The 19,991-nt window shown below is 74.3% G+C and carries 13 protein-coding genes; 4 read left to right on the forward strand and 9 right to left on the reverse strand.

What is annotated here, in order from left to right; all coding sequences use genetic code 11:
- Nucleotides 1-116 precede the first annotated feature (116 nt).
- Complete coding sequence (locus tag ACWF41_RS15515; protein WP_380315663.1) at nucleotides 117-1,832, forward strand: FAD-binding dehydrogenase; 1,716 nt, start codon at nucleotides 117-119, stop codon at nucleotides 1,830-1,832.
- Nucleotides 1,833-1,921: 89 nt separating this feature from the next.
- On the opposite strand, the gene ACWF41_RS15520 is transcribed toward ACWF41_RS15515, so the two are convergent.
- Entirely contained in the window at nucleotides 1,922-2,659 is a 738-nt protein-coding gene (locus ACWF41_RS15520) for a hypothetical protein (protein ID WP_380315666.1), read from the reverse strand.
- 352 nt (nucleotides 2,660-3,011) lie between these two features.
- Between ACWF41_RS15520 and ACWF41_RS15525 the strand changes: the two genes are divergently transcribed.
- The 3 genes from ACWF41_RS15525 to ACWF41_RS15535 are packed head-to-tail and all read left to right on the forward strand — an operon-like array spanning nucleotide 3,012 to nucleotide 8,266.
- Complete coding sequence (locus tag ACWF41_RS15525) at nucleotides 3,012-5,075, forward strand: alpha-1,4-glucan--maltose-1-phosphate maltosyltransferase (RefSeq protein WP_380315669.1); 2,064 nt, start codon at nucleotides 3,012-3,014, stop codon at nucleotides 5,073-5,075.
- A gap of 24 nt (nucleotides 5,076-5,099) precedes the next feature.
- Nucleotides 5,100-6,902, forward strand: a complete 1,803-nt coding sequence (gene treS / locus ACWF41_RS15530; RefSeq protein ID WP_380315672.1) for a maltose alpha-D-glucosyltransferase — start codon at nucleotides 5,100-5,102, stop codon at nucleotides 6,900-6,902.
- Entirely contained in the window at nucleotides 6,899-8,266 is a 1,368-nt protein-coding gene (locus tag ACWF41_RS15535; RefSeq protein ID WP_380315675.1) for a maltokinase N-terminal cap-like domain-containing protein, read from the forward strand. The genes treS and ACWF41_RS15535 overlap by 4 nt, the downstream gene beginning before the upstream one ends.
- On the opposite strand, the gene ACWF41_RS15540 is transcribed toward ACWF41_RS15535, so the two are convergent.
- From ACWF41_RS15540 to ACWF41_RS15575, 8 genes are all read right to left on the reverse strand, one after another.
- Nucleotides 8,250-10,454: an alpha-galactosidase gene (locus ACWF41_RS15540; protein ID WP_380315677.1), complete on the reverse strand. Its 2,205-nt coding sequence runs from the start codon at nucleotides 10,452-10,454 to the stop codon at nucleotides 8,250-8,252. The genes ACWF41_RS15535 and ACWF41_RS15540 overlap by 17 nt on opposite strands.
- Nucleotides 10,451-13,045, reverse strand: coding sequence for a glycoside hydrolase family 2 protein (locus ACWF41_RS15545; protein WP_380315680.1), 2,595 nt, complete (start codon nucleotides 13,043-13,045; stop codon nucleotides 10,451-10,453). The genes ACWF41_RS15540 and ACWF41_RS15545 overlap by 4 nt, the downstream gene beginning before the upstream one ends.
- A 112-nt stretch (nucleotides 13,046-13,157) precedes the next feature.
- A complete protein-coding gene (locus tag ACWF41_RS15550) occupies nucleotides 13,158-14,378 on the reverse strand; it encodes an ROK family transcriptional regulator (RefSeq protein ID WP_380315683.1) in 1,221 nt (406 codons plus the stop codon).
- Between the two features lie 69 nt (nucleotides 14,379-14,447).
- Nucleotides 14,448-15,251 (reverse strand): ABC transporter ATP-binding protein, encoded by an 804-nt coding sequence (locus ACWF41_RS15555; protein ID WP_380315686.1) that lies wholly within the window; start codon nucleotides 15,249-15,251, stop codon nucleotides 14,448-14,450.
- Entirely contained in the window at nucleotides 15,248-16,165 is a 918-nt protein-coding gene (locus tag ACWF41_RS15560) for an ABC transporter ATP-binding protein (protein ID WP_380315689.1), read from the reverse strand. Before ACWF41_RS15560 ends, ACWF41_RS15555 begins: the two co-directional genes overlap by 4 nt.
- Complete coding sequence (locus ACWF41_RS15565) at nucleotides 16,162-17,148, reverse strand: ABC transporter permease (RefSeq protein ID WP_380315692.1); 987 nt, start codon at nucleotides 17,146-17,148, stop codon at nucleotides 16,162-16,164. The genes ACWF41_RS15560 and ACWF41_RS15565 overlap by 4 nt, the downstream gene beginning before the upstream one ends.
- Before the next feature lie 14 nt (nucleotides 17,149-17,162).
- Nucleotides 17,163-18,152 carry an ABC transporter permease gene (locus ACWF41_RS15570; RefSeq protein WP_380315695.1) on the reverse strand — a complete coding sequence of 330 codons (990 nt, stop codon included), beginning with the start codon at nucleotides 18,150-18,152 and terminating at the stop codon, nucleotides 17,163-17,165.
- A gap of 39 nt (nucleotides 18,153-18,191) precedes the next feature.
- Nucleotides 18,192-19,907, reverse strand: a complete 1,716-nt coding sequence (locus ACWF41_RS15575; protein WP_380315698.1) for an ABC transporter substrate-binding protein — start codon at nucleotides 19,905-19,907, stop codon at nucleotides 18,192-18,194.
- Nucleotides 19,908-19,991: the final 84 nt, after the last annotated feature.

Consider the following 19,991-nt stretch of genomic DNA (forward strand, 5'->3'; position numbering starts at 1 on the left):
GGTACCGCTTCGGGATGCATGGCGTCGAGACCCGGGCGTTGACCCCACGACGCCGTTCCCCGAAGTCGCCCGGCCGAGCCGTTCACCGGGCGCCCGACCTCTGCCAGACTGCGCGCATGGATGCTGACGTCGTCGTCATCGGTGGGGGCCTGTCGGGGCTCGTCACGGCCACGGAGCTCACCGCCGCGGGCCGCCGGGTCGTGCTGCTGGACCAGGAGCCGGAGGCGTCGTTCGGCGGCCAGGCATGGTGGTCGTTCGGTGGGCTGTTCCTCATCGGCTCGCCCGAGCAGCGCGCGATGGGCGTGCACGACTCCGCGGACCTGGCCTGGTCCGACTGGCTGGGCTCCGCCCAGTTCGCGCCCGGCGCCGACCGCGGCGAGGGCCCCGATCGGCACGGGTACGCGTGGGCGCGCCGCTTCGTCGAGTTCGCCGCGGGCGACCTGCGGTCGTGGCTGCACGACAAGGGCGTGCGCTGGTTCCCGCTGGTGCAGTGGGCCGAGCGCGGCGGGTACACCGTCGGCCATGACGATGGCCGGACCGAGCACGGCAACTCCGTGCCCCGCTTCCACGTCACCTGGGGCACGGGGCCCGGCATCATCCGACCCTTCGTGGAGGCGGCGCTCGCGGCCCGCGACGCCGGCCTGCTCGACCTGCGGTTCCGCCGCCGCGTCACCGGCCTGGTGACGACCGACGGCCGCGTCACCGGGGTGCGCGCCGACGTGCTGGCCGACCAGCCCGTGGCCGGGCTGCCGTTCGGCGGCCGCGGCGCGCCGTCGAACCGCGACGTGGTGGGCAGCGAGGAGATCGCCGCGGGCGCCGTCGTGGTCGCGTCCGGCGGCATCGGCGCCAACCACGACCTGGCCCGCGCGCACTGGGACCCCGAGGCCGGCACGCTGCCGGAGCGGATGCTGTCCGGCGTCCCGGACTCCACCGACGGGCTGATGCTCGGCGTCGCCGCCGAGGCCGGCGGCGCCCTCGTGCACGAGGACCGCATGTGGCACTACCCGGAGGGCATCGCCAACCACTCGCCCGTCTGGACGAACCACGGCATCCGCATCCTGCCGGGCCCGTCGTCGCTGTGGCTCGACGCCGACGGCGGCCGCCTGCCCGCCCCGCTGTTCCCGGGCTTCGACGCGCTCGGGGCGCTGCAGCACGTGACGCGGCGCGGCGACGACCACTCCTGGTTCGTGCTCAACAAGGCGATCATGGAGTCCGAGTTCGCCCTGTCCGGCTCGGAGCAGAACCCCGACCTCACCGGCAAGGACGTCAAGCTCCTCGCCCAGCGGGTGCTGCCGAAGGCGGTCGGGCCCGTCGCGAAGTTCGCCGCCGAGTCGCCCGAGTTCCTCTGGGCCGATACCACCGACGAGCTCGCCGCGAAGATGAACGCGCTGGTGGACGCCACCCCCGGCGCGAAGGGCCACGTGGACCCTGCCGCGCTCGCCGCCGTCGTCGCCGCCCGCGACGCGCAGGTCGCGTCCGGCCTGGGCAAGGACCCGCAGGTCGTGGCCACCCGCGCCGCCCGCGACTACCGCGTGGACAAGCTCATCCGGGTCGCGAAGCCGCGCCCCCTGACGACGCCGAAGGACGGCCCGCTGCTCGCCGTCCGGCTCTCGGTGCTGACCCGCAAGACCCTCGGCGGCCTGTGGTGCGACCCGTCCGGGCGGGTCCTGCGCGCCGACGGGTCCGTGCTGGACGGGCTGTGGGCCGTCGGCGAGGCCGCCGGCTTCGGCGGGGGCGGTGTGCACGGCCACCGCGCCCTGGAGGGCACGTTCCTCGGCGGCTGCCTGCACACCGGCCGCACGACCGGCCGCGCCCTCGCCGCCGACGCCTAACGTCGCCTCGCCGATCGGCAATGACGGCCGAGGTAGTGCCTCCCGTCCTGCGGTAGTGCCCGGCGGGACCTACCGCAGGACGGGTGGCACTACCTCGCAAGACGACGGCGGGCCGCCTCGGCGAGCGCCCGCCGGATGCGGGCGATCAGGCGGTCCGGGTCGGCGAGTTCCTCCCAGGTGACCCGGAGGACGGCCCACCCCGCCTCCGTGAGCGCGTCGTGGCGACGCTTCTCGGCGAGCAGCCGCTCGCGCGGGTCGCCGTACTCACCACCGGAGTACTTCACCGCGCCGTCGAACTCGATTCCCACCTTGAGGTCCGGCCAGCCGGCGTCCACCCAGACGGTGCCACGCCAGGTCTCCACGGCGACGGCGAGGGACGGCACCTCGACACCGGCCGAGTGCAGTGTCCAGCGCAGCCGCGACTCCCCCACCGACTCCGACCTCGCGTCGGCGAGCTCCAGGATCCGCCGCGCCTGCCGCACCCCGGGCCTCCCGGCCGCCTCGGCAAGGACGGATGCGGCGACGCGACGGTCAGCCCCCGCGCGCAGACCCGAGTCGGCGACGACGAGCCCGCGCTCGCCCGGCAGCCACCGGGCGCAGTCGACCATCGTGCGCTCGAGGGTCGTGACCGGGTGCCTGCGCAACGTGGTGCCCCGCTCCCGGCGCACCTTCGGCTTCCACGCCTGGCTGACGTGGACCTCCTCGGCAAGTCGGTAGACCCCCAGCCCGTGCAGTAGCGCTGCCGACTCGTGACTGAAGCAGTAGTCGGTGTGCAGCGTCCGGGACGCTGCGACGATCCTCGCCAGGACGCGCTGCTCCCGCTGCACCGCGGGCCCTGCCTCCGCTGGCGGCGGGCCTGCGTACTGGCCGCGCCCCACCCGTACCAGCTCACCGCGCCGCCGTCGACGCTCGATCGTGGATCGCCGCGACTCGTCGTAGGTCACGACCGGCGGCAGGGCTCTCGGCCGCGGGACGGCGGTGTCCCGCGGCCTCCGGCTGTCGCGTCGTGACGGGGGCGCGTCGTCGGGCATGGCACCAGCGTGGCAGGAGGCCGGCGCCGCCGGGGACGCCCTGTGGACGACGCGACCCGGTAGTGCCTCCCGTCCCGCGGTAGTGCCCCGCGGGACCTACGGCAGGACGCATGGCACTACCGCGCGGAACGCTCGGCGGCTGGCTAGCGTGGAGGCCGTGACGTCTCCGCAGCCCACACCGCACGTGCCGATCGGACGGATACCCGTCCTGGACCTCTCCCCCGTCGTCGAGGGCGGGCGCTGGCCGGCGAAGGCCGCGGTCGGCGAGGTGGTGCCCGTCGAGGCCACGGTGTTCCGGGAGGGGCACGACGCCGTCGGGGCCACCGCCGTTCTCCTCGCCCCGGACGGCGCGGTGCACTCCACCGCCCCGATGGTCGACGTTGCGCCCGGCCTGGACCGGTTCCGCGGCTTCGTCCAGCCGGACGGGGAGGGCGACTGGTCGTACCGCGTCGAGGCGTGGTCCGACCCGTACGGCACGTGGTCCCACGACGCGGTGATCAAGTTCGACGCCGGGCAGGACGTCGACCTGGTGCTCGCGGAAGGCCGGCTGCTGTTCGAGCGCATCGTCGCTCCGGAGCTGCAGGCCGCCCGGCCCGCCGCCGACGCGGCGACCCTCGAGGCGGCGGCCCGCGAGCTCGCCGACGCCACCCGCCCCCCCGAGGCACGCCTCGCGATGGCGATGACGGCGGCCGTGAATGACGCGCTGCGCCGGAATCCCCTGCGCGACCTCGTGACCGCGAGCGCCGCGTACCCGCTGCGCGTGAGCCGGCCGCTGGCGCTCGCCGGGAGCTGGTACGAGATGTTCCCGCGCTCCGAGGGGGCGAAGCGCCGCAAGGACGGGACGTGGCGGTCCGGCACGTTCGCGACGGCGGCGCAGCGGCTGCCGGCGATCGCGGAGATGGGGTTCGACGTCGTCTACCTCACCCCCGTGCACCCGATCGGCACCACGTTCCGCAAGGGCCGCAACAACACGCTGGACCCGCAGCCGGGCGACCCGGGCAGCCCGTACGCGATCGGCTCGCCCGACGGCGGGCACGACGCGATCCACCCCGACCTGGGCACGGAGCGGGACTTCCGCGCGTTCACGGCCGCCGCCCGGAAGGAGGGCCTGGAGGTGGCGCTCGACCTGGCGCTGCAGTGCTCGCCGGACCACCCGTGGGTGACCGAGCACCCGGAGTGGTTCACGGTGCGCGCGGACGGCACCATCGCCTACGCCGAGAACCCGCCCAAGAAGTACCAGGACATCTACCCGCTGAACTTCGACCGCGACCCCGAGGGCCTGTCGGCGGAGATCCTGCGGATCGTGGAGCTGTGGATCGACCGCGGCGTCACGGCGTTCCGCGTCGACAACCCGCACACGAAGCCGCTGGACTTCTGGGAGTGGTTGCTCGCGCGGGTGCACGCCGCGCACCCCGAGGTGATCTTCCTGTCCGAGGCGTTCACCCGGCCCGCGATGATGCAGACCCTCGCGCGGATCGGCTTCCACCAGTCGTACACGTACTTCACCTGGCGCAACACCAAGGAGGAGGTCGAGGAGTACCTCCAGGAGGTCGCCGGGCCGCAGGGCTCGGTGCTGCGCCCGTCGTTCTGGCCGACGACGCACGACATCCTGCCCCCGTACCTGCAGCACGGCGGCGTGGCGGGCTTCGCGGTGCGCGCGGTCCTGGCGGCGCTCGGCAGCCCGACGTGGGGGGTCTACTCCGGCTACGAGCTGGTGGAGAACGTGCCGCGCCCGGGCGTCGAGGAGCAGATCGACAACGAGAAGTACGAGTACAAGCCCCGCGACTGGTCGCAGGCCGACGTCATCGGGATCTCGACGCTGCTGCGCCGCCTCAACGAGGTCCGGCGCGCGCACCCGGCGCTGCAGCAGCTGCGCGACCTCGCCGTGCACCCCACGACGAACGACCAGGTGGTGGCGTTCTCGCGCCGCGTGCGGGCCGAGCACCTGCCCGCGGCCGGCCGGCCGGGCGCGACGCAGGACGACGTCGTGCTGGTGGTGCTCAACCTGGACCCTTGGGCCACGCAGGAGTCCACGGTGCTGCTCGACCTCGAGGCCCTCGGCCTGACGCGGCCCGACGGCGTGGAGGACCAGCCGTTCTTCGTCGCGCACGACGAGCTGTCGGGCGCCACGTACCCGTGGGGCGCGCACCCGTACGTCCGGCTCGACCCGCGCGAGCAGGTGGCGCACGTGCTCACGGTGGGGCTGGCATGACAGGCCGGCCATGACGGGACAGCGATGACCCCGGACGTGCCGGCCACGGCCCGCGGCGCACCGGTGCCCCGCCCGATCACGCGGCAGGTGCCGGTGCAGGCGCTGCCCACGCGCGCGCAGCCGACTCCACCACCGCTGGACAAGCCGGGCCTGTCCGACGACCCGGAGTGGTACCGCACGGCCGTGTTCTACGAGGTGATCGTGCGGGCGTTCTCGGACACGGCCGGCGGGGGCACGGGCGACCTGCGGGGCGTGACGGAGCGGCTCGACTACCTGCAGTGGCTGGGCGTGGACTGCCTGTGGCTGCCGCCGTTCTACCCGTCGCCGCTGCGCGACGGCGGGTACGACGTCGCGGACTTCACGGCGATCGCGGGCCAGTACGGCACGCTCGGCGACTTCACCGAGCTGATCGAGGCGGCGCACGCCCGCGGCATCCGCGTGGTGGTGGACCTGGTGATGAACCACACCAGCGACCAGCACCCGTGGTTCCAGGCGTCGCGCTCCGACCCGCAGGGCCCGTACGGCGACTTCTACGTGTGGTCCGACGACGACACCCGCTACCCGGACGCGCGCATCATCTTCGTGGACACCGAGACGTCCAACTGGACGTTCGACCCCGAGCGCCGGCAGTACTTCTGGCACCGCTTCTTCAGCCACCAGCCGGACCTCAACTTCGAGAACCCGCGCGTGGTGGACGCGATGCTCGACGTGGCGCGGTTCTGGCTGGGCATCGGCGTGGACGGGTTCCGGCTCGACGCCGTCCCGTACCTGTTCGAGGCCGAGGGCACCAACTGCGAGAACCTGCCGGAGACGCACGCGTTCCTGCGCCGGGTGCGCCGCATGATCGACGAGGAGTACCCGGGCCGGATCATGCTGGCCGAGGCCAACCAGTGGCCGCAGGAGGTGGTGGACTACTTCGGCACGGCGGACGAGCCCGAGTGCCACATGTGCTTCCACTTCCCGGTGATGCCGCGGGTGTACTACGCGATGCGCGACCAGCGCGCCCGGCCCCTGCTGGACATCCTCGCGGACACGCCGGACGTGCCCGCCCCGGGCGGCCAGTGGTCCACGTTCCTGCGCAACCACGACGAGCTGACCCTGGAGATGGTCTCCACGGAGGAGCGCGCGGCGATGTACGGGTGGTTCGCGCCCGACCCGCGCATGCGCGCCAACATCGGCATCCGCCGGCGCCTGGCGCCGCTGCTCGACAACTCCCGCAAGGAGATCGAGCTCGCGCACGCCCTCCTGCTGAGCCTGCCCGGCAGCCCGTGCCTGTACTACGGCGACGAGATCGGCATGGGCGACAACATCTGGCTGCCGGACCGCGACGCCGTGCGCACGCCCATGCAGTGGACGCCCGACCGCAACGCCGGCTTCTCCACCGCCGACCCGGGCCAGCTGTACCTGCCGCTGGTGCAGTCCCTGGTGCACCACTACCAGCACACCAACGTGGAGGCGCAGCTCGCGCAGTCGTCGTCGCTGCTGCACTGGGTGCACGGCATGCTCGCGGTGCGGCGGCTGCACCCGGCGTTCGGCACCGGCGACCTCGGTGCCCTCGACGCGGACGACGAGGCGGTGCTCGCGTTCACGCGCGCGACGCCGGACGAGACGCTGCTGGTGGCGGCGAACCTGTCCGCGACGGCGCGGTCGGCGCGGGTGCGGCTGCCGGGGTACGCGGGGTGGTCGCTGACCGACCTCTTCGGCGGGGCGAGGTTCCCCGACGTGGCGCCCGACGGCGAGGTCACGATGACATGGGGCTCGCGCGACTTCTACTGGCTGCTCCTCACGCCGCCGGCCGGGTCGGCCCCGGGGGGCGAGCGGGCATGACCGCCGTGCGGCCGGCCGCGGACGTCCCCGACCCGAGCGTCGGGGACCTGCTCGCGGCCTGGCTGCCCGGCCGCCGCTGGTTCCCCGCGGGCGGCGCGAGCGGCGCCGGCGTGCAGGTGGAGCCCTGGCTCGCGGTGACCTTCGACGACGAGCACGTCGTCGTCGTGCTCACCCGGCTGCGCGGCGCCGGGGTGCCGGGCGGCGCCGCGGTGGCGCAGGTGCCGCTGGTGCTCACCGACCCGGCCGACCGGGGGCCCGGGTTCATCGCGGAGGTGCACACCGCCGCAGGGCCGGTCGCGGTGCACGACGGCGGGGCCCACCCCGCGGGGTGGCTCGCGCTGCTGCGCGCGACCGGCGCCGGCGACGGGGTGCCCGACGCCGACCTGGTGGCCGGCGGGCACGTCGTCGCCGGGGAGCAGTCGAACACCAGCGTGGTGCTGCCGGGCGTGCCGTCCCCCGGGTCCTCGGGCGGGATGCTCAAGATCCTGCGGACCGTGACCCCGGGCCCGCACCCCGACGTCGTCGTGCCGCGCGCCCTCACGCGCGCCGGGTGGGACGGGGTGCCGCGGTTCCTCGGCGCCCTGCAGGTGCCCACCGGGCCGGGGGTGACCACGGCCCTGGCCGTGCTCAGCGAGCTGGTGCCCCAGGCCCAGGACGGGTTCGAGCTGGCCTGCGAGCACGCCGGGCGGGGCGAGTCGTTCGCGCACCTCGCGGCGGACCTCGGGCGCACCGTGGCGGAGCTGCACGTGGTGCTGCGCCAGGCCATGCCGCCGGGACCGCTGCTCGACCCGGAGGCGTTCGTGGGCGGCCTGCGCCGGAGGGCGGCGCTCGCCGCGGCCGAGGCGCCGTCCCTGGCCGCGCGCGAGACGGAGATCGACGCCCTCCTCGACGACCTGCAGGGCCGCCTGCCCCGGCTGCGCCTGCAGACCGTGCACGGTGACCTGCACCTGGGCCAGGCCCTGCACGGCGCCACCGGCTGGAAGCTGCTCGACTTCGAGGGCGAGCCGCAGCGCCCCGCCGCGGAGCGCTCCGCGCCGGACCTCCCCCTGCGCGACGTCGCGGGCATGGTCCGGTCGTTCGCGTACGCGGCGGCGGTGGGCGGGGCGCCCGACCCGTACTGGGAGGCGGAGGCCGTGCACGCCTTCGTCGCCCGCTACCGCCAGTCCGCCGACGCGTCGGCGGCGGTGAGCGGCCTGGCCTCCCGCCGCTCCCCGGACCTCGACCCGCCCACGGCCGACGCCGTCCTCGCCGCCCTCGTGCTCGACAAGGCGCTCTACGAGGTCGTCTACGAGACCCGGCAGCGGCCCGCGTGGGCGCACATCCCGCTGTCGGCCGTGGACCGCGCGCTCAGCCGGCCGCGCTGACGGCGGTCACCCGCAGCAGCACCGCCCGGTCCGGGTCGAGCACGGGCATCGCCAGCCCGACGTCGGCCAGCACCGCGCCGGGCAGCGTGACCCCGCCGGCGTCGACCCAGGGCAGCGTGGTGCCCCAGCGTGCGGCGACGCCGTCGAGCGTGCGCGCCGGCCCGTCCAGCCGCACCCGGTAGGTGCGCCGCCTGTCGAGGCCGGGCAGGGGCACCGCGCCGGGCGGCCACGTGTCCGAGGTGGCCGTGCATACCCAGGCGAACAGCGCGTCGTCCGCGCCGGGCGCGACGACGCCGTGCAGCCGGTAGGCGGGGTCGGGGTGCTCGGCGTGCACCGCGGCGCCGCCGTGCAGCAGGCCGCGCACCTCCGTGAAGTACGCCGCCCAGGCGGCGACGCGGGCCCGGTCCTCCGGCGCCGCTTCGGTGAGGTCCCACTCGATGCCGAGGTGCCCGAACAGGGCCGTCGCCGCGCGGAAGTCGAGCGGCACGGCCCGGCCCGACGTCGGCGCGACGGGGGCGCTGACGTGCGCGCCGAGCATCTCCGGCGGCACCAGCAGGCCGGTCCAGCGCTGGATCTGCTGCCGCTCGTGCGCGTCGGTCGAGTCCGAGGCCCACACGCGGTCGGTGCGCTCCAGGATCCCCAGGTCCACGCGCGCCCCGCCGGACGCGCAGGTCTCGATCTCCAGGCCCGGGTGGCGGGCACGCAGCTCGTCGAGCAGCCGGTAGAGGGCCAGGGTCTGCCGGTGCGCGGCCGCGCGGCCCGACGGCGCGTGCCCCGCGCCGACGAGCTCCCGGTTGTGGTCCCACTTGAGGGAGGCGATCGGGTACTCCTCGAGCAGGGCGTCGAGCTGGTCCCGCACGTGCGCGTACGCGCCCGGGTGGGCCAGGTCGAGCACCTGCTGGCGCCGCGCGGGGCCCAGCGGGCGCCCGCCCGCGCCGGTGAGCAGCCACTCCGGGTGGGCCCGCGCCAGGTCGGAGTCCGGGTTGACCATCTCGGGCTCCACCCACAGCCCGACGTCCATCCCGAGCGCGCGCACGCGGTCCACCAGCGGCCACAGCCCGTCGGGCCAGACGTCGGGCGAGACCACCCAGTCGCCCAGGCCGGCGCCGTCGTCGCGCCGCGCGCCGAACCACCCGTCGTCGAGCACGAACCGCTCGGCGCCCGCCGCGGCGGCCGCCTCGGCCAGCGCGGTGAGCCGCCCCAGGTCGTGGTCGAACGTCACCGCCTCCCACGTGTTCACGACGACCGGTCGCGGCGCGCGGGGGTGCTGGGGACGCGCGCGTAGCCAGTCGTGCACGCGGGCGCGCACGCCGTCGAGCCCGACGCCGTGCACCGCGTACGTCCACGGCGAGACGTACTCCTCGCCGGCGCCGAGGCGCACCTCGCCCGGCAGCAGTGCCTCCCCCGCGGCGAGCAGGGCGACGCCGTGGGGCGAGCGCTCGGCGACCATGCGCTGGTTGCCCGACCAGCCGACGTGCACGGCCCACACCTCGCCGTGCCGGTCGCCGAACCCGGGCTCCCCCGCGCAGAGCAGGAAGCCGCTGTCGAACCCGGGCCGGCCGCGCAGGCTGCCGCGCTCGTGCCGCCCGTGCACGAACGGCAGCCGCTGCGGCGACCGCTCGCGCAGCTGGTGGCCGGTGACGTCCAGCAGCTCCACGGCGCGCGCCGGCACCGGCAGCGCCGGCAGCACGCCGGCGAGGTCGTAGGGCGCGGTCGGGTCGACGGTCGGGTCGCCGGTCGGTCCCGACGTCGAGCGCACCGCGGCGCGCAGCCGGACCAGGCCGGAGCGCGCCTGCTCGACCTCGAGGCGCAGGGCCAGACCGGCGTCCTCGTCGGCCGCCGTCACGACGACACCAGAGGCCCACGGCGCGGGCAGCTCCACGGTCTCGACGCCCGTCACGACGAACCGCGGCGCCGGGGCGGCCCCCGCCCGGTGGCCGGTGACGCCCTGCAGCCCCGGCCAGCCGGCGGACGCCTCGGGCAGCAGGGACACCGGCATCGGTCCGTCGACGGGGTACCCGAACGGCTGCGGCGCGGCGGCGAGCGCCAGCGCCGCCAGCGCGTCGTCGTCGAGGTCGCCGAGGTCGGCGCCCCAGTGCACGACGGCCGGCAGCCGCCCGCCGGCGAGGCGCAGCACGAGGCTCACCCCGCCGGCGCGCAGGTGCACGTGCCGGGCGGCGTCCGTCACCGGTCGGCGACGAGCTGGTTGAGCGACCGCAGCACGTGCGGCGCCACAAGCGCGTCGGGGTCGACGTCCGCGCCGTCGGGCACGGTCACGCGCAGGGTGACGCTCTCCCCCGGCAGCAGGGTGACGAGCATGTCGTCCACCCGGGCGTCGGGGTGCGCCTTGTCCGCGAGGAGGGTGAGGTCGCGCACCAGGTTCTGCGCGGTGACCCGCACCAGGAACCCGCCCGGGACGGCGTCCACCGCGGTCTGCAGGCGGGGCGCGGCGAGCGCGGAGTCGCGCGGCTCGGCGGCGAACCACAGGTCCCGGGCATCGCCGACGGTCGCGACGAGCACCTCGGACCCCGCGCCGTCGGCGCCGGCACCGTCAGAGACCGATGCGAGCGCCGAGGGCACCGGCACGGTGACCGCGGCCCGGGGCCCGACCTCGACGACCTGCTCGGACGCGGCCACCTCGGCCCCGTCGAAGCCCACCCGGCGCCACCGCAGCGTGCCGGCCCAGGCCTCGTCGGTGTCGTTGACGAGCACCGCCGCCAGGGTGTCGGTGCCGTCCCCGGCCGGCTCGCCGCCCGCGGCGGAGCGCGGCTGGATCGTCACGAGCCGGTCGGCGTGCGCGCGGGCGAGGGCGTGCAGCAGCGGCTTGGGGCGGCCGTCGCCGTCCACGGCGGCCCACGACGTCACCGGCCAGCAGTCGTTGAGCTGCCACATCACCGACCCCATGCAGCGGGGGCTCCACGAGCGCAGGTGCTCCACCGCGACGCGGACGGCGGTGGCCTGGTTCCAGGACATCGCCCAGTGCCAGTCGTCCATGTCGTCCGGCAGCGGCACGTGGGCCACCAGGCCGTCGGTGAGCTTGTCGTTGCCGCTCGCCGCCTTCTGGTGCACCTGCATGCCCGGCGACTCGGGCGTCAGCGGGTCGTCGCTCACCGAGCGCACGAGCGTGGACCAGGTGGGCGGGCCCTGCCAGCCGAACTCCGCCATGAACCTCGGCACGACGTCCCGGTAGTGCGGCCAGTCCTCCCGGTTCCACAGCTCCCAGGAGTGCATGGACCCGTGCCGCGGGTCGTTGGGGAACAGGTCGGGCTTGATCGGCAGGTCGCCGGACCAGGGGCTCGACGGCGTGTACGGGCGGGTGCCGTCGAGCTCGGCGACGACGGCCGGCAGCAGGTTCTCGTAGTAGTCGAGCCCCCAGGTGCGGCCGTCGAGGCGCTTGATCCAGCCCCAGGTGCCGTGGCCCCAGATGTTCTCGTTGCTGCCGTTCCACAGCACGAGGCTCGGGTGGGGCGCCAGCCGGGCGACGTTGTCGCGGGCCTCCGCCTCCACCTCCGCCCGCAGCGGCTCCTCCTCCGCGTACGCGGCGCAGGCGAACGCGAAGTCCTGCCACACGAGCACGCCGCGCTCGTCGCACTCGGCGTAGAAGTCGTCGGCCTCGTAGACCCCGCCGCCCCACACGCGCAGCAGGTTGATGCCGGCCAGCTCCGCCTGGTCGAGGCGCGCGGCGTAGCGGGCGCGGGTGACGCGCGGCAGGAACTCGTCGTCGGGGATCCAGTTGGCGCCCTTGACCCACACGGGCCGGTCGTTGACCACGATCGTGAACGACGTGCCGTCGGCGTCCGGCTCCACCGCGAGCCGCGCGGTGCGGAAGCCGGTGCGCGTCGCCCAGCGGTCGAGGGCGTCGTCGGGCGCCGGGGCGGCGCCGTCCGTGTCGGCAGCCGTGAGAGTCGCCGCGACGTCGTGCAGCGGCTGGTCGCCGTACCCGCGCGGCCACCAGAGGGCGGCGTCCGGCACCTCGAGGCGCACGAGGGCGGCGTCCTCCCCCGCGGCCAGGTGCGCGGTGCCGGCGACGTCTGCGCCGTGCCCGGTCACGCGGACGGCGACGTCGAGCGGGCCGGCGTCCCGCGCCCCCGCGCGCTCCACGCGGACGTGCACGTCGAGCAGGCCGACGCCGCGGGCGACGTCGGCGGTCGCCAGCGGGCGGACCTCGGCGAGGCGGGCCGTGCTCCACGACTCGAGCCGCGCGGGCCGCCAGACGCCGACCGTCGCGGCGTCGATGCCCCAGTCCCAGCCGAAGTTGTACGCGGCCTTGCGCAGCGCGTTGAACGGGTGGTGGTTCACCTGCGGGCGGTACCCGAGGGACAGGCTGCGGGCGTCGGCCTCGCGCACGGGCGACGCGAACCGCACCGTCAGCTCGTTGGCGCCCGGGCGGAGCAGCGCCGAGACGTCGAACCGGTAGCGGCGGTGCTGGTTCGCGGTGCGGCCCACCTCGGCGCCGTTGAGCGTGATCGTGGCGACCGTGTCGAGGCCGTCGAGGACCAGGTCCTGCCGGTCGCGGCCGTCGGGCTCCCACGCGACGGTGGTGCGGTACTCCCAGTCGCACGCCGAGACCCACTTCAGCAGCGCCTCGTGGTCGTCGAGGTACGGGTCGGGGATGAGGCCCGCGGCGAGCAGGTCGGTGTGCACGGTTCCGGGCACGGTGGCGGGGACGCCGCGCGGGTCGTGCAGGACGGCGGCGAGGTCGTCGGGGACGGGGCCCGCGACGGCGCGGACGGTCCAGCCGTCGTGCAGCTCGCGCGAGACGGCGGTGGTGCGGGACATGCGGTTCCTCCGGAGGATGTCGGGGGTCACGAGACGGGGATGACGGCGCGGCGGGGCGACGGGAGCAGCGGCGAGGGGGTCGGTGGCGGCGGAAGCGGTGGCGGCGACCCGGTCAGCCGGCCGCGACGCGCAGGCCGCCGGTGCGGGCCACGAGTTCGCCCTGCAGGACGAGGGCGGCCGCGCCGATCGCGGCGGCCTCCGCCGCGGCGGACGAGATGACCACCTGGACGCCGTGGTCCTGCGGCGCGAACGACGACGCGGCCAGGCGCTCCTGGACGGCGGGCAGGTAGAGCGACCCGGCGAGCGCCATCGCCGGGCCCGTGAGGACGAGGCGGTCGACGTCGAGCACGCGCGCGAGGGTCTGCGCGGCGATCGCGACGTAGCGGGCCGAGCGGTGCAGCAGGTTGGCGGCGACGGGGTCGCCCGCGAGCGCCGCGCGGGCGAGGGCCGCGAAGCGCACCGACACGGGCCGGTCCGCGCCGCCGAGGTCGAAGCCGGCCGCCTCGGCCGCCGCGACCACGACCCGTGGGCCGCCCAGGGCCTCCACGCAGCCGCGCGACCCGCACCAGCACTCCGGCCCGTCGGCCTCCACGCACACGTGCCCGATCTCGCCCGCGTTGGAGCTCACGCCGCGCAGCGGGACGCCGTCGAGCACGGCGCCGGAGCCGATCCCGGTGGCGAGGTACAGCGCCGCGAACGCCGTGCTGCCCCCCGCCCCGCCGGTCCAGTGCTCGCCCACGGCCGCGGCCGTCGCGTCGTTGTCGAGGACGACGGGCAGCCCCGTCGCCTCCCCGAGCCGCGGGCCGAGGGGGAAGTCCGCCCAGCCGCCCGCGGCCGGCCCGGTCAGGACCATTCGCGAGCCGGTCGCGAGCGGGCCCGGCGAGACGACGCCGAGGCCGAGCACGTTCTCCCAGCGGGCGCCGGCGCTGTCGACCAGGCCGCGCACCGTCTCGGCCATGCCCCGCACCACGTCGTCCGGGTCCCCGGTCACCGAGGTGCGGCGCAGCCGCGCCACCACCGCGCCGTCGAGGTTCACCAGGGCGTACGTGACGTCCGTGCCGTCCAGGTGCACCCCCACGGCGTGCCGGCTCGTGGGCACCAGCTCCAGCAGCACGCGCCGCTTGCCGCCGGTGGACTCCCCGAGCCCCGACTCCTGCACCAGCCCGTCCTCGATGAGCCGGCGCACCGTGGTCGACACGGTGGCCCCGGTCAGGCCCGTGGCGGCCGTGATCTCGACGCGGCTGATCGTCCCCGCGGCGCGGATCGCGTCGAGCACGGCCGAGCGGCTCGACGGCCCCGCCGCCGGCCCGGCACCACCGAGCACCTCTGTCATGGTCAACCTCCCGGCTCAGGGTGTCACGACACGGGCGCCGCGCGCCCGCCTGCGGCGCGCGGCGCCCGGTCACGACAGCTCCGCGAGGCGCCGGTCGGGGTCCGGCGACGCCGCGCGCAGCGTCTTGGTGTAGTCGTGCTGCGGGCGCAGGATGACGTCGTCGGCCGGCCCGCCCTCCACGATCCGGCCCTGGTGCATCACCAGGATCTCGTCGGAGAAGTGCCGGGCGGTGGCCAGGTCGTGCGTGATGTACAGGACGCCGAGGTCGTCCTCCTCCTGCAGCGACGCGAGCAGGTTGAGCACGCCGAGCCGGATGGACACGTCGAGCATGGAGACGGGTTCGTCGGCCACGAGGATGCCGGGCTCGGGCGCGAGTGCTCGGGCGATGGCGACCCGCTGCCGCTGCCCGCCGGACAGCTCGTGCGGGCGGCGCTGGGCGTACGCCTCGGCGGGGTCCAGGCGCACGCGCCGCAGCAGCCCCAGTACCCGCTCCCGCACCTCGGCGTCGCCGAGGCGCGGGTGGTGCAGGCGCACCGGCCGCTCCAGGTGGTGGCCGATCGAGTGGTACGGGTTGAGGGAGCCGAAGGGGTCCTGGAACACCATCTGCACCCGGCTGCGGTAGGCCACCTCGGCCCGCCGCCCCCGCCGCACGCGGGCGCCGTCCACGAGGATCTCTCCCGTGGTGGGGCGCTCCAGGTGCATGAGCATCTTTGCGACCGTCGACTTGCCGGACCCGGACTGGCCCACCAGGGCGGTGGTCCGGCCGGGCTCGAGCCGGAAGGACACCCCGTCCACGGCCCGCAGCACGGTGGACCGGAAGCCGGCGCGCAGCCGGTACTCCTTGACGACGTCGCGCACCTCGAGCGTGGTCATACCGTCTCCTCCTCGACGTCGGCGGCCGGGCGCACCGCCCGCGACCCGTGCCGCACGAACCCGCCGCGCTCCCCGGTGAGGCTGGGGAACGACGACAGCAGCGTGCGCGTGTACTCGTGCTGGGGGCTGGTGTAGAGCGTGAGCGCGTCGGCCAGCTCCACCACCCGGCCCTCGCGCATCACCGCGATCCGGTCGCTGATCTCCAGCAGCAGCGGCAGGTCGTGGGTGATGAACATGACCGCGAAGCCGAGCTCGTCGCGCAGGCGGGAGATCTCCTGCAGGATCTCGCGCTGGACGACGACGTCGAGCGCCGTCGTCGGCTCGTCCATGATCATGACCTGCGGGTCGAGCGCCATCGCCATCGCGATCATCACGCGCTGCCGCATGCCGCCGGACAGCTCGTGCGGGTACGCGGTGAGCCGGTTGCGGTCCACCCCGACCCGCTCGAGCAGCTCGCCGCACAGGGTGCGGCGCTGCGCCTTCGACATGTCGGGCCGGTGCGTGGACAGCACGTCGTCGAGCTGGTCGCGGACCTTCTTCACGGGGTTGAGCGAGTTCATCGCCCCCTGGAAGACCATCGAGATCTTCGACCAGCGGAACTGCCGCAGCTCCTCGCCGTCCATCCGCATGACGTCCAGGGCGTACCCCTCGCGGGAGTGGAACTCGACCGACCCGGACGTCACCTCGGCCGGCGGCTTGAGCAGCCGGGTCACCCCGTAGGCGAGCGTCGACTTGCCGCAGCCGGACTCGCCGGCCAGCCCCAGGACCTCGCCGCGGCCCAGCTCCAGGCTGACGTCGCGCACGGCGTGCACGGGCGTCGCGGTCTGGTACGTGATGCTGAGGTCCCGGATGGACAGCACCGGCGGGCGACCGGTGCCCGTCGGTGCCGGGCTCGTCTGCGTCGCCGCGCTCATGCGGCCACCTCCGTCGGGTCGGTCGCCACGGCGGCGGTGCGCGCGCTGCGGCGCCACCCCTTGCGCTCGGAGCGCGTCTGGCTGCGCAGTTTCGGGTTGATGATCTCGTCGATGGAGTAGTTGACCAGCGACAGCGCGGCGCCGAAGACGGCGATCGCCAGGCCCGGCGGCACGAACCACCACCAGGCGCCGAGGCGCAGGGCCAGGCCGTTCTGCGCGTAGTAGAGCATCGTGCCCCAGGTGAACGACCCGGTGGCCCCGAGCCCGAGGAACGACAGGCCGGCCTCGCCGAGGATGGCGAAGATGACCGCCATGACCACCTGCGACGCGAGCAGCGGGATGAGGTTCGGCAGGATCTCGACGACGAGCACGCGCCACGGCCGCTCCCCCGCCACGCGGGCGGCGAGCACGTAGTCCCGGCCGCGGACGCTGAGGGTGAAGCCGCGCAGCACGCGCGCCGACCCGGCCCAGCCGGTGATCGCCAGCACGAACGCCACGAGCAGGATGCTCTTGTCCGGCACGTAGCTGGAGATGACGATCACCAGCGGCAGGCCGGGGATCACCAGCATGACGTTCGAGAGCAGGGAGAACGCCTCGTCGGTGAGGCCGCCGGCGTACGCGCCGACGACGCCGAAGAAGGCCGAGAGCACCAGGGTGAGCACTCCCACGATCGCGCCGATGAGCAGCGACCCGCGGGTCGCGTAGGCGAGCTGGGCGAGCACGTCCTGGCCGGTCTGGGTGGTGCCGAGCAGGTGGTCGGCGGACGGCGGCGTCATGCCGATGCTGTTCACCGCCGACGGGTCCTGCACGACCAGCGGGCCGAGCAGCCCGAAGAGCACGAACGCGGCCACGAGGCCCGACCCGACGACGAGCTTGGGGGTGAGCGGGGGCAGCGGGATGCGGCGCCCGCCGCCGGGGGGCGGCGCCCCGGCCGCCGTGTCGACGCCCGCGGCGTCGACGATCTCGGAGGAGGTGATCGACATCGATCCGTCCTTTCTCAGCCGCGCGCGCGGGTTCGGGGGTCGATCACCGAGTACAGGAGATCGACCAGGAGGTTGGCGCCCAGCACGGAGAGCGTGATGACGAGGAAGATCCCCTGCATCAGGGCGTAGTCGCTGCTGTTCACCGCGGAGAGCAGGGCCGACCCGATGCCCGGGTAGCTGAACACCGCCTCGGTGACGATGGAGCCGGCGACGACGAAGCCGAGCGAGATCGCGAAGCCCGCGATCGACGGCAGGACGGCGTTGCGGGCCGCGTAGGTGCGCATGATCCGCCCGCGCCGCAGCCCCTTGGCCTCCGCGGTGACGATGAAGTCCTCGGACAGCGTGGACACCATCATGTTGCGCATCCCCAGCATCCAGCCGCCGATCGACGACACGACGATGGTCACCGCCGGCAGCGCGCCGTAGTAGAGCACCGACCCGATGAAGGCCGCGTTCCAGCCCGGCGACGTCGTGTACACGTCGTAGCCGCCGTTGAGCGGGAACACCTGCCACACCGACCCGAAGAGGTACAGCAGCACCAGCGCCAGCCAGAAGTACGGCACGGACTGGAACATCGTGGTGACGGGGATGAGGTTGTCCAGCCACGAGCCCCGCCGCCAGCCGGCGAGCGTGCCCAGCCCGATGCCGAGCACGAAAGAGATCACCGTGGACAGCCCGATCAGTCCCACCGTCCACGGCAGGGTCTGGGAGATCACCTGCGTCACCGGCGCCGGGAAGTACGAGACCGAGACGCCCAGGTCGCCGTGGGCGAGCTGGCGCAGGTAGTCCACGTACTGCTGCCACAGCGGCGACGACGTGTCGGCGCCGAGGAGGAGCTCGATGGCGTGCCGGGTGGCCGGGGTGACCTGGCCCTTCTGGGCCAGCTTGGACACCAGCTGGTCCACCGGGTTGCCCGGCATGAGCCGTGGGATCAGGAAGTTCAGGGTCAGGGCCGCCCACAGGGCGACGACGTAGAACCCGAGCTTGCGTGCGACGAACGTCATGTCGTTGACCTCGCGGTCTTCCTCCTCGGCGCCTGCGCGTCAGCCGGCCGGCTGGATGGTCTTCAGGACGATGCCGTTGTCCCAGGCCTTCCAGGACGCGGCGAACGCGTACTTGTCGTCGTTGTCCGGCCAGCCGGTCACCCGGGTGTTGTTGAACTCCGTCAGCGTGGAGTTGATATAGATCGGGACGTACGGGAGGTCCTTGACGATCTCGTCCTGGACGATCGCGTACTGCGCCTTCTGCTCCGCCGGGTCGGAGGTCTGCGACGCGGCCTTGATCGCGGCGTCGACCTTCGCGTTCTTGTAGCGGGCGTAGTTGCCGCCCGACGCCATCTCGCCGACCTTCGCGGTGTTCACCGACGAGTACTTCGGGTTGTAGGTGAAGTACGGGTTGTCGGACGCGCCCAGCCCGATCGAGTCGAGCGAGAGCTGGTAGGTGCCCTTGAGCTGGTTGTCGTTCCACTCGTTCCAGGCGAGCTGCGACGGCTCGAGCTCGATGCCGACAGCGGCGAGCTGCTGCTTCATCGTGTCGTTCAGGGAGATGTAGTCCGACCAGCCGGTGACGGTCTGGATCGTCATCTTCAGGCGCTCGCCGTCCTTGGCGCGCACGCCGTCGTCGCCCTTGACCCAGCCCGCGTCGTCGAGGATCTGGTTCGCCTTGTCGACGTCGGCGCCGGTCGGCGTCTCGAGGTTTCCGGGGTCCGCGACCCAGTCCTGGTCGCGCTCCGGCAGCAGCAGGGTGGGCGATCCGGTCGCGGCGAAGCCGCCGCCTGCGAGCTTGTTGAGCTGGTCGCGGTCGAGCGCCCAGTACATGGCCTGGCGCACGGCCGGGTCCGTCTGCGGGCCCTTGCAGCCGAGGCCGGCGTCGGAGCAGGTGAAGATCGACGTCGTCATCGCAGGGGTGTTGACGTACGAGATCTCCTGGTTGTCCTTGAGCATCTGGTCGAGGCCCGGCAGGAACGAGCTCATCCAGTCGACCTTGCCCGCGAGCAGCGCGGCGGACGCGGCGTCGGCCGTGTCGAGGGAGATGTACCGGACCTCCTGGACGGAAGGCTTGCCCTTCTCCCAGTACGTGTCGTTCTTCTCCAGCAGGTAGCTCTGCGGGGTGAAGTCCTTGAGCGTGTAGGCGCCGGTGCCCACGGGGTCCGGGTTGATCGTGGTGATCGGGTCGTCGATCTTCGACCAGACGTGCTCGGGCACGATGGCCTGGTTGCCCAGGACCTGCGCCTCCTGCATGAACGAGTTCTTCTCGGGGAACGTCAGGACGACGTGCGTGTCGTCGGTCGCCTTCGCGGAGGCGGACAGCCCGGACGTGTTGAGCTCGGGGGTCTTCTGGATGAGGTTGAACGTGAAGGCCACGTCCTTGGCGGTGAACGGCTCGCCGTCGGACCACTGCACGCCGTCGCGCGTGGTGACGCTGAGCTCCGTGCCGTTGTCGTTCCAGGAGAACTCGGTGCCGAGCAGCGGGGTCGGGTCGGACGTCTGGGCCAGGTTGTACCAGAACAGCGGCTCGTAGATGACGCCGAGCGTCGGCTGCAGGGCGGTGGGCGAGAACGGGTTCCAGTTCTCGTTGATGGTGCCGGTCGAGCCGTTGAACACGGTGATCGACGCGTCCTTGCCGCCACCCGCGGGCGTGGCGCCGCCGCCGCCGGTGCCGCCGCCGGAGCAGGCGGCCAGGGCGAGCAGTGCGGCGGAGGCCGCGGCGATCCCGGTGAGCACCCGGCGACGGGCACGGCGTCGTGTCATGTCGGTCATCAGGAGTCCTTCTGTCGGTCGCCGTCGTCGGCGACACCTGTGCCGCTCCTCGAGCCCGCACCCCCATCGGTGCGGCGAGCCTGC

It is taken from the genome of Isoptericola sp. NPDC055063 (assembly GCF_053608125.1).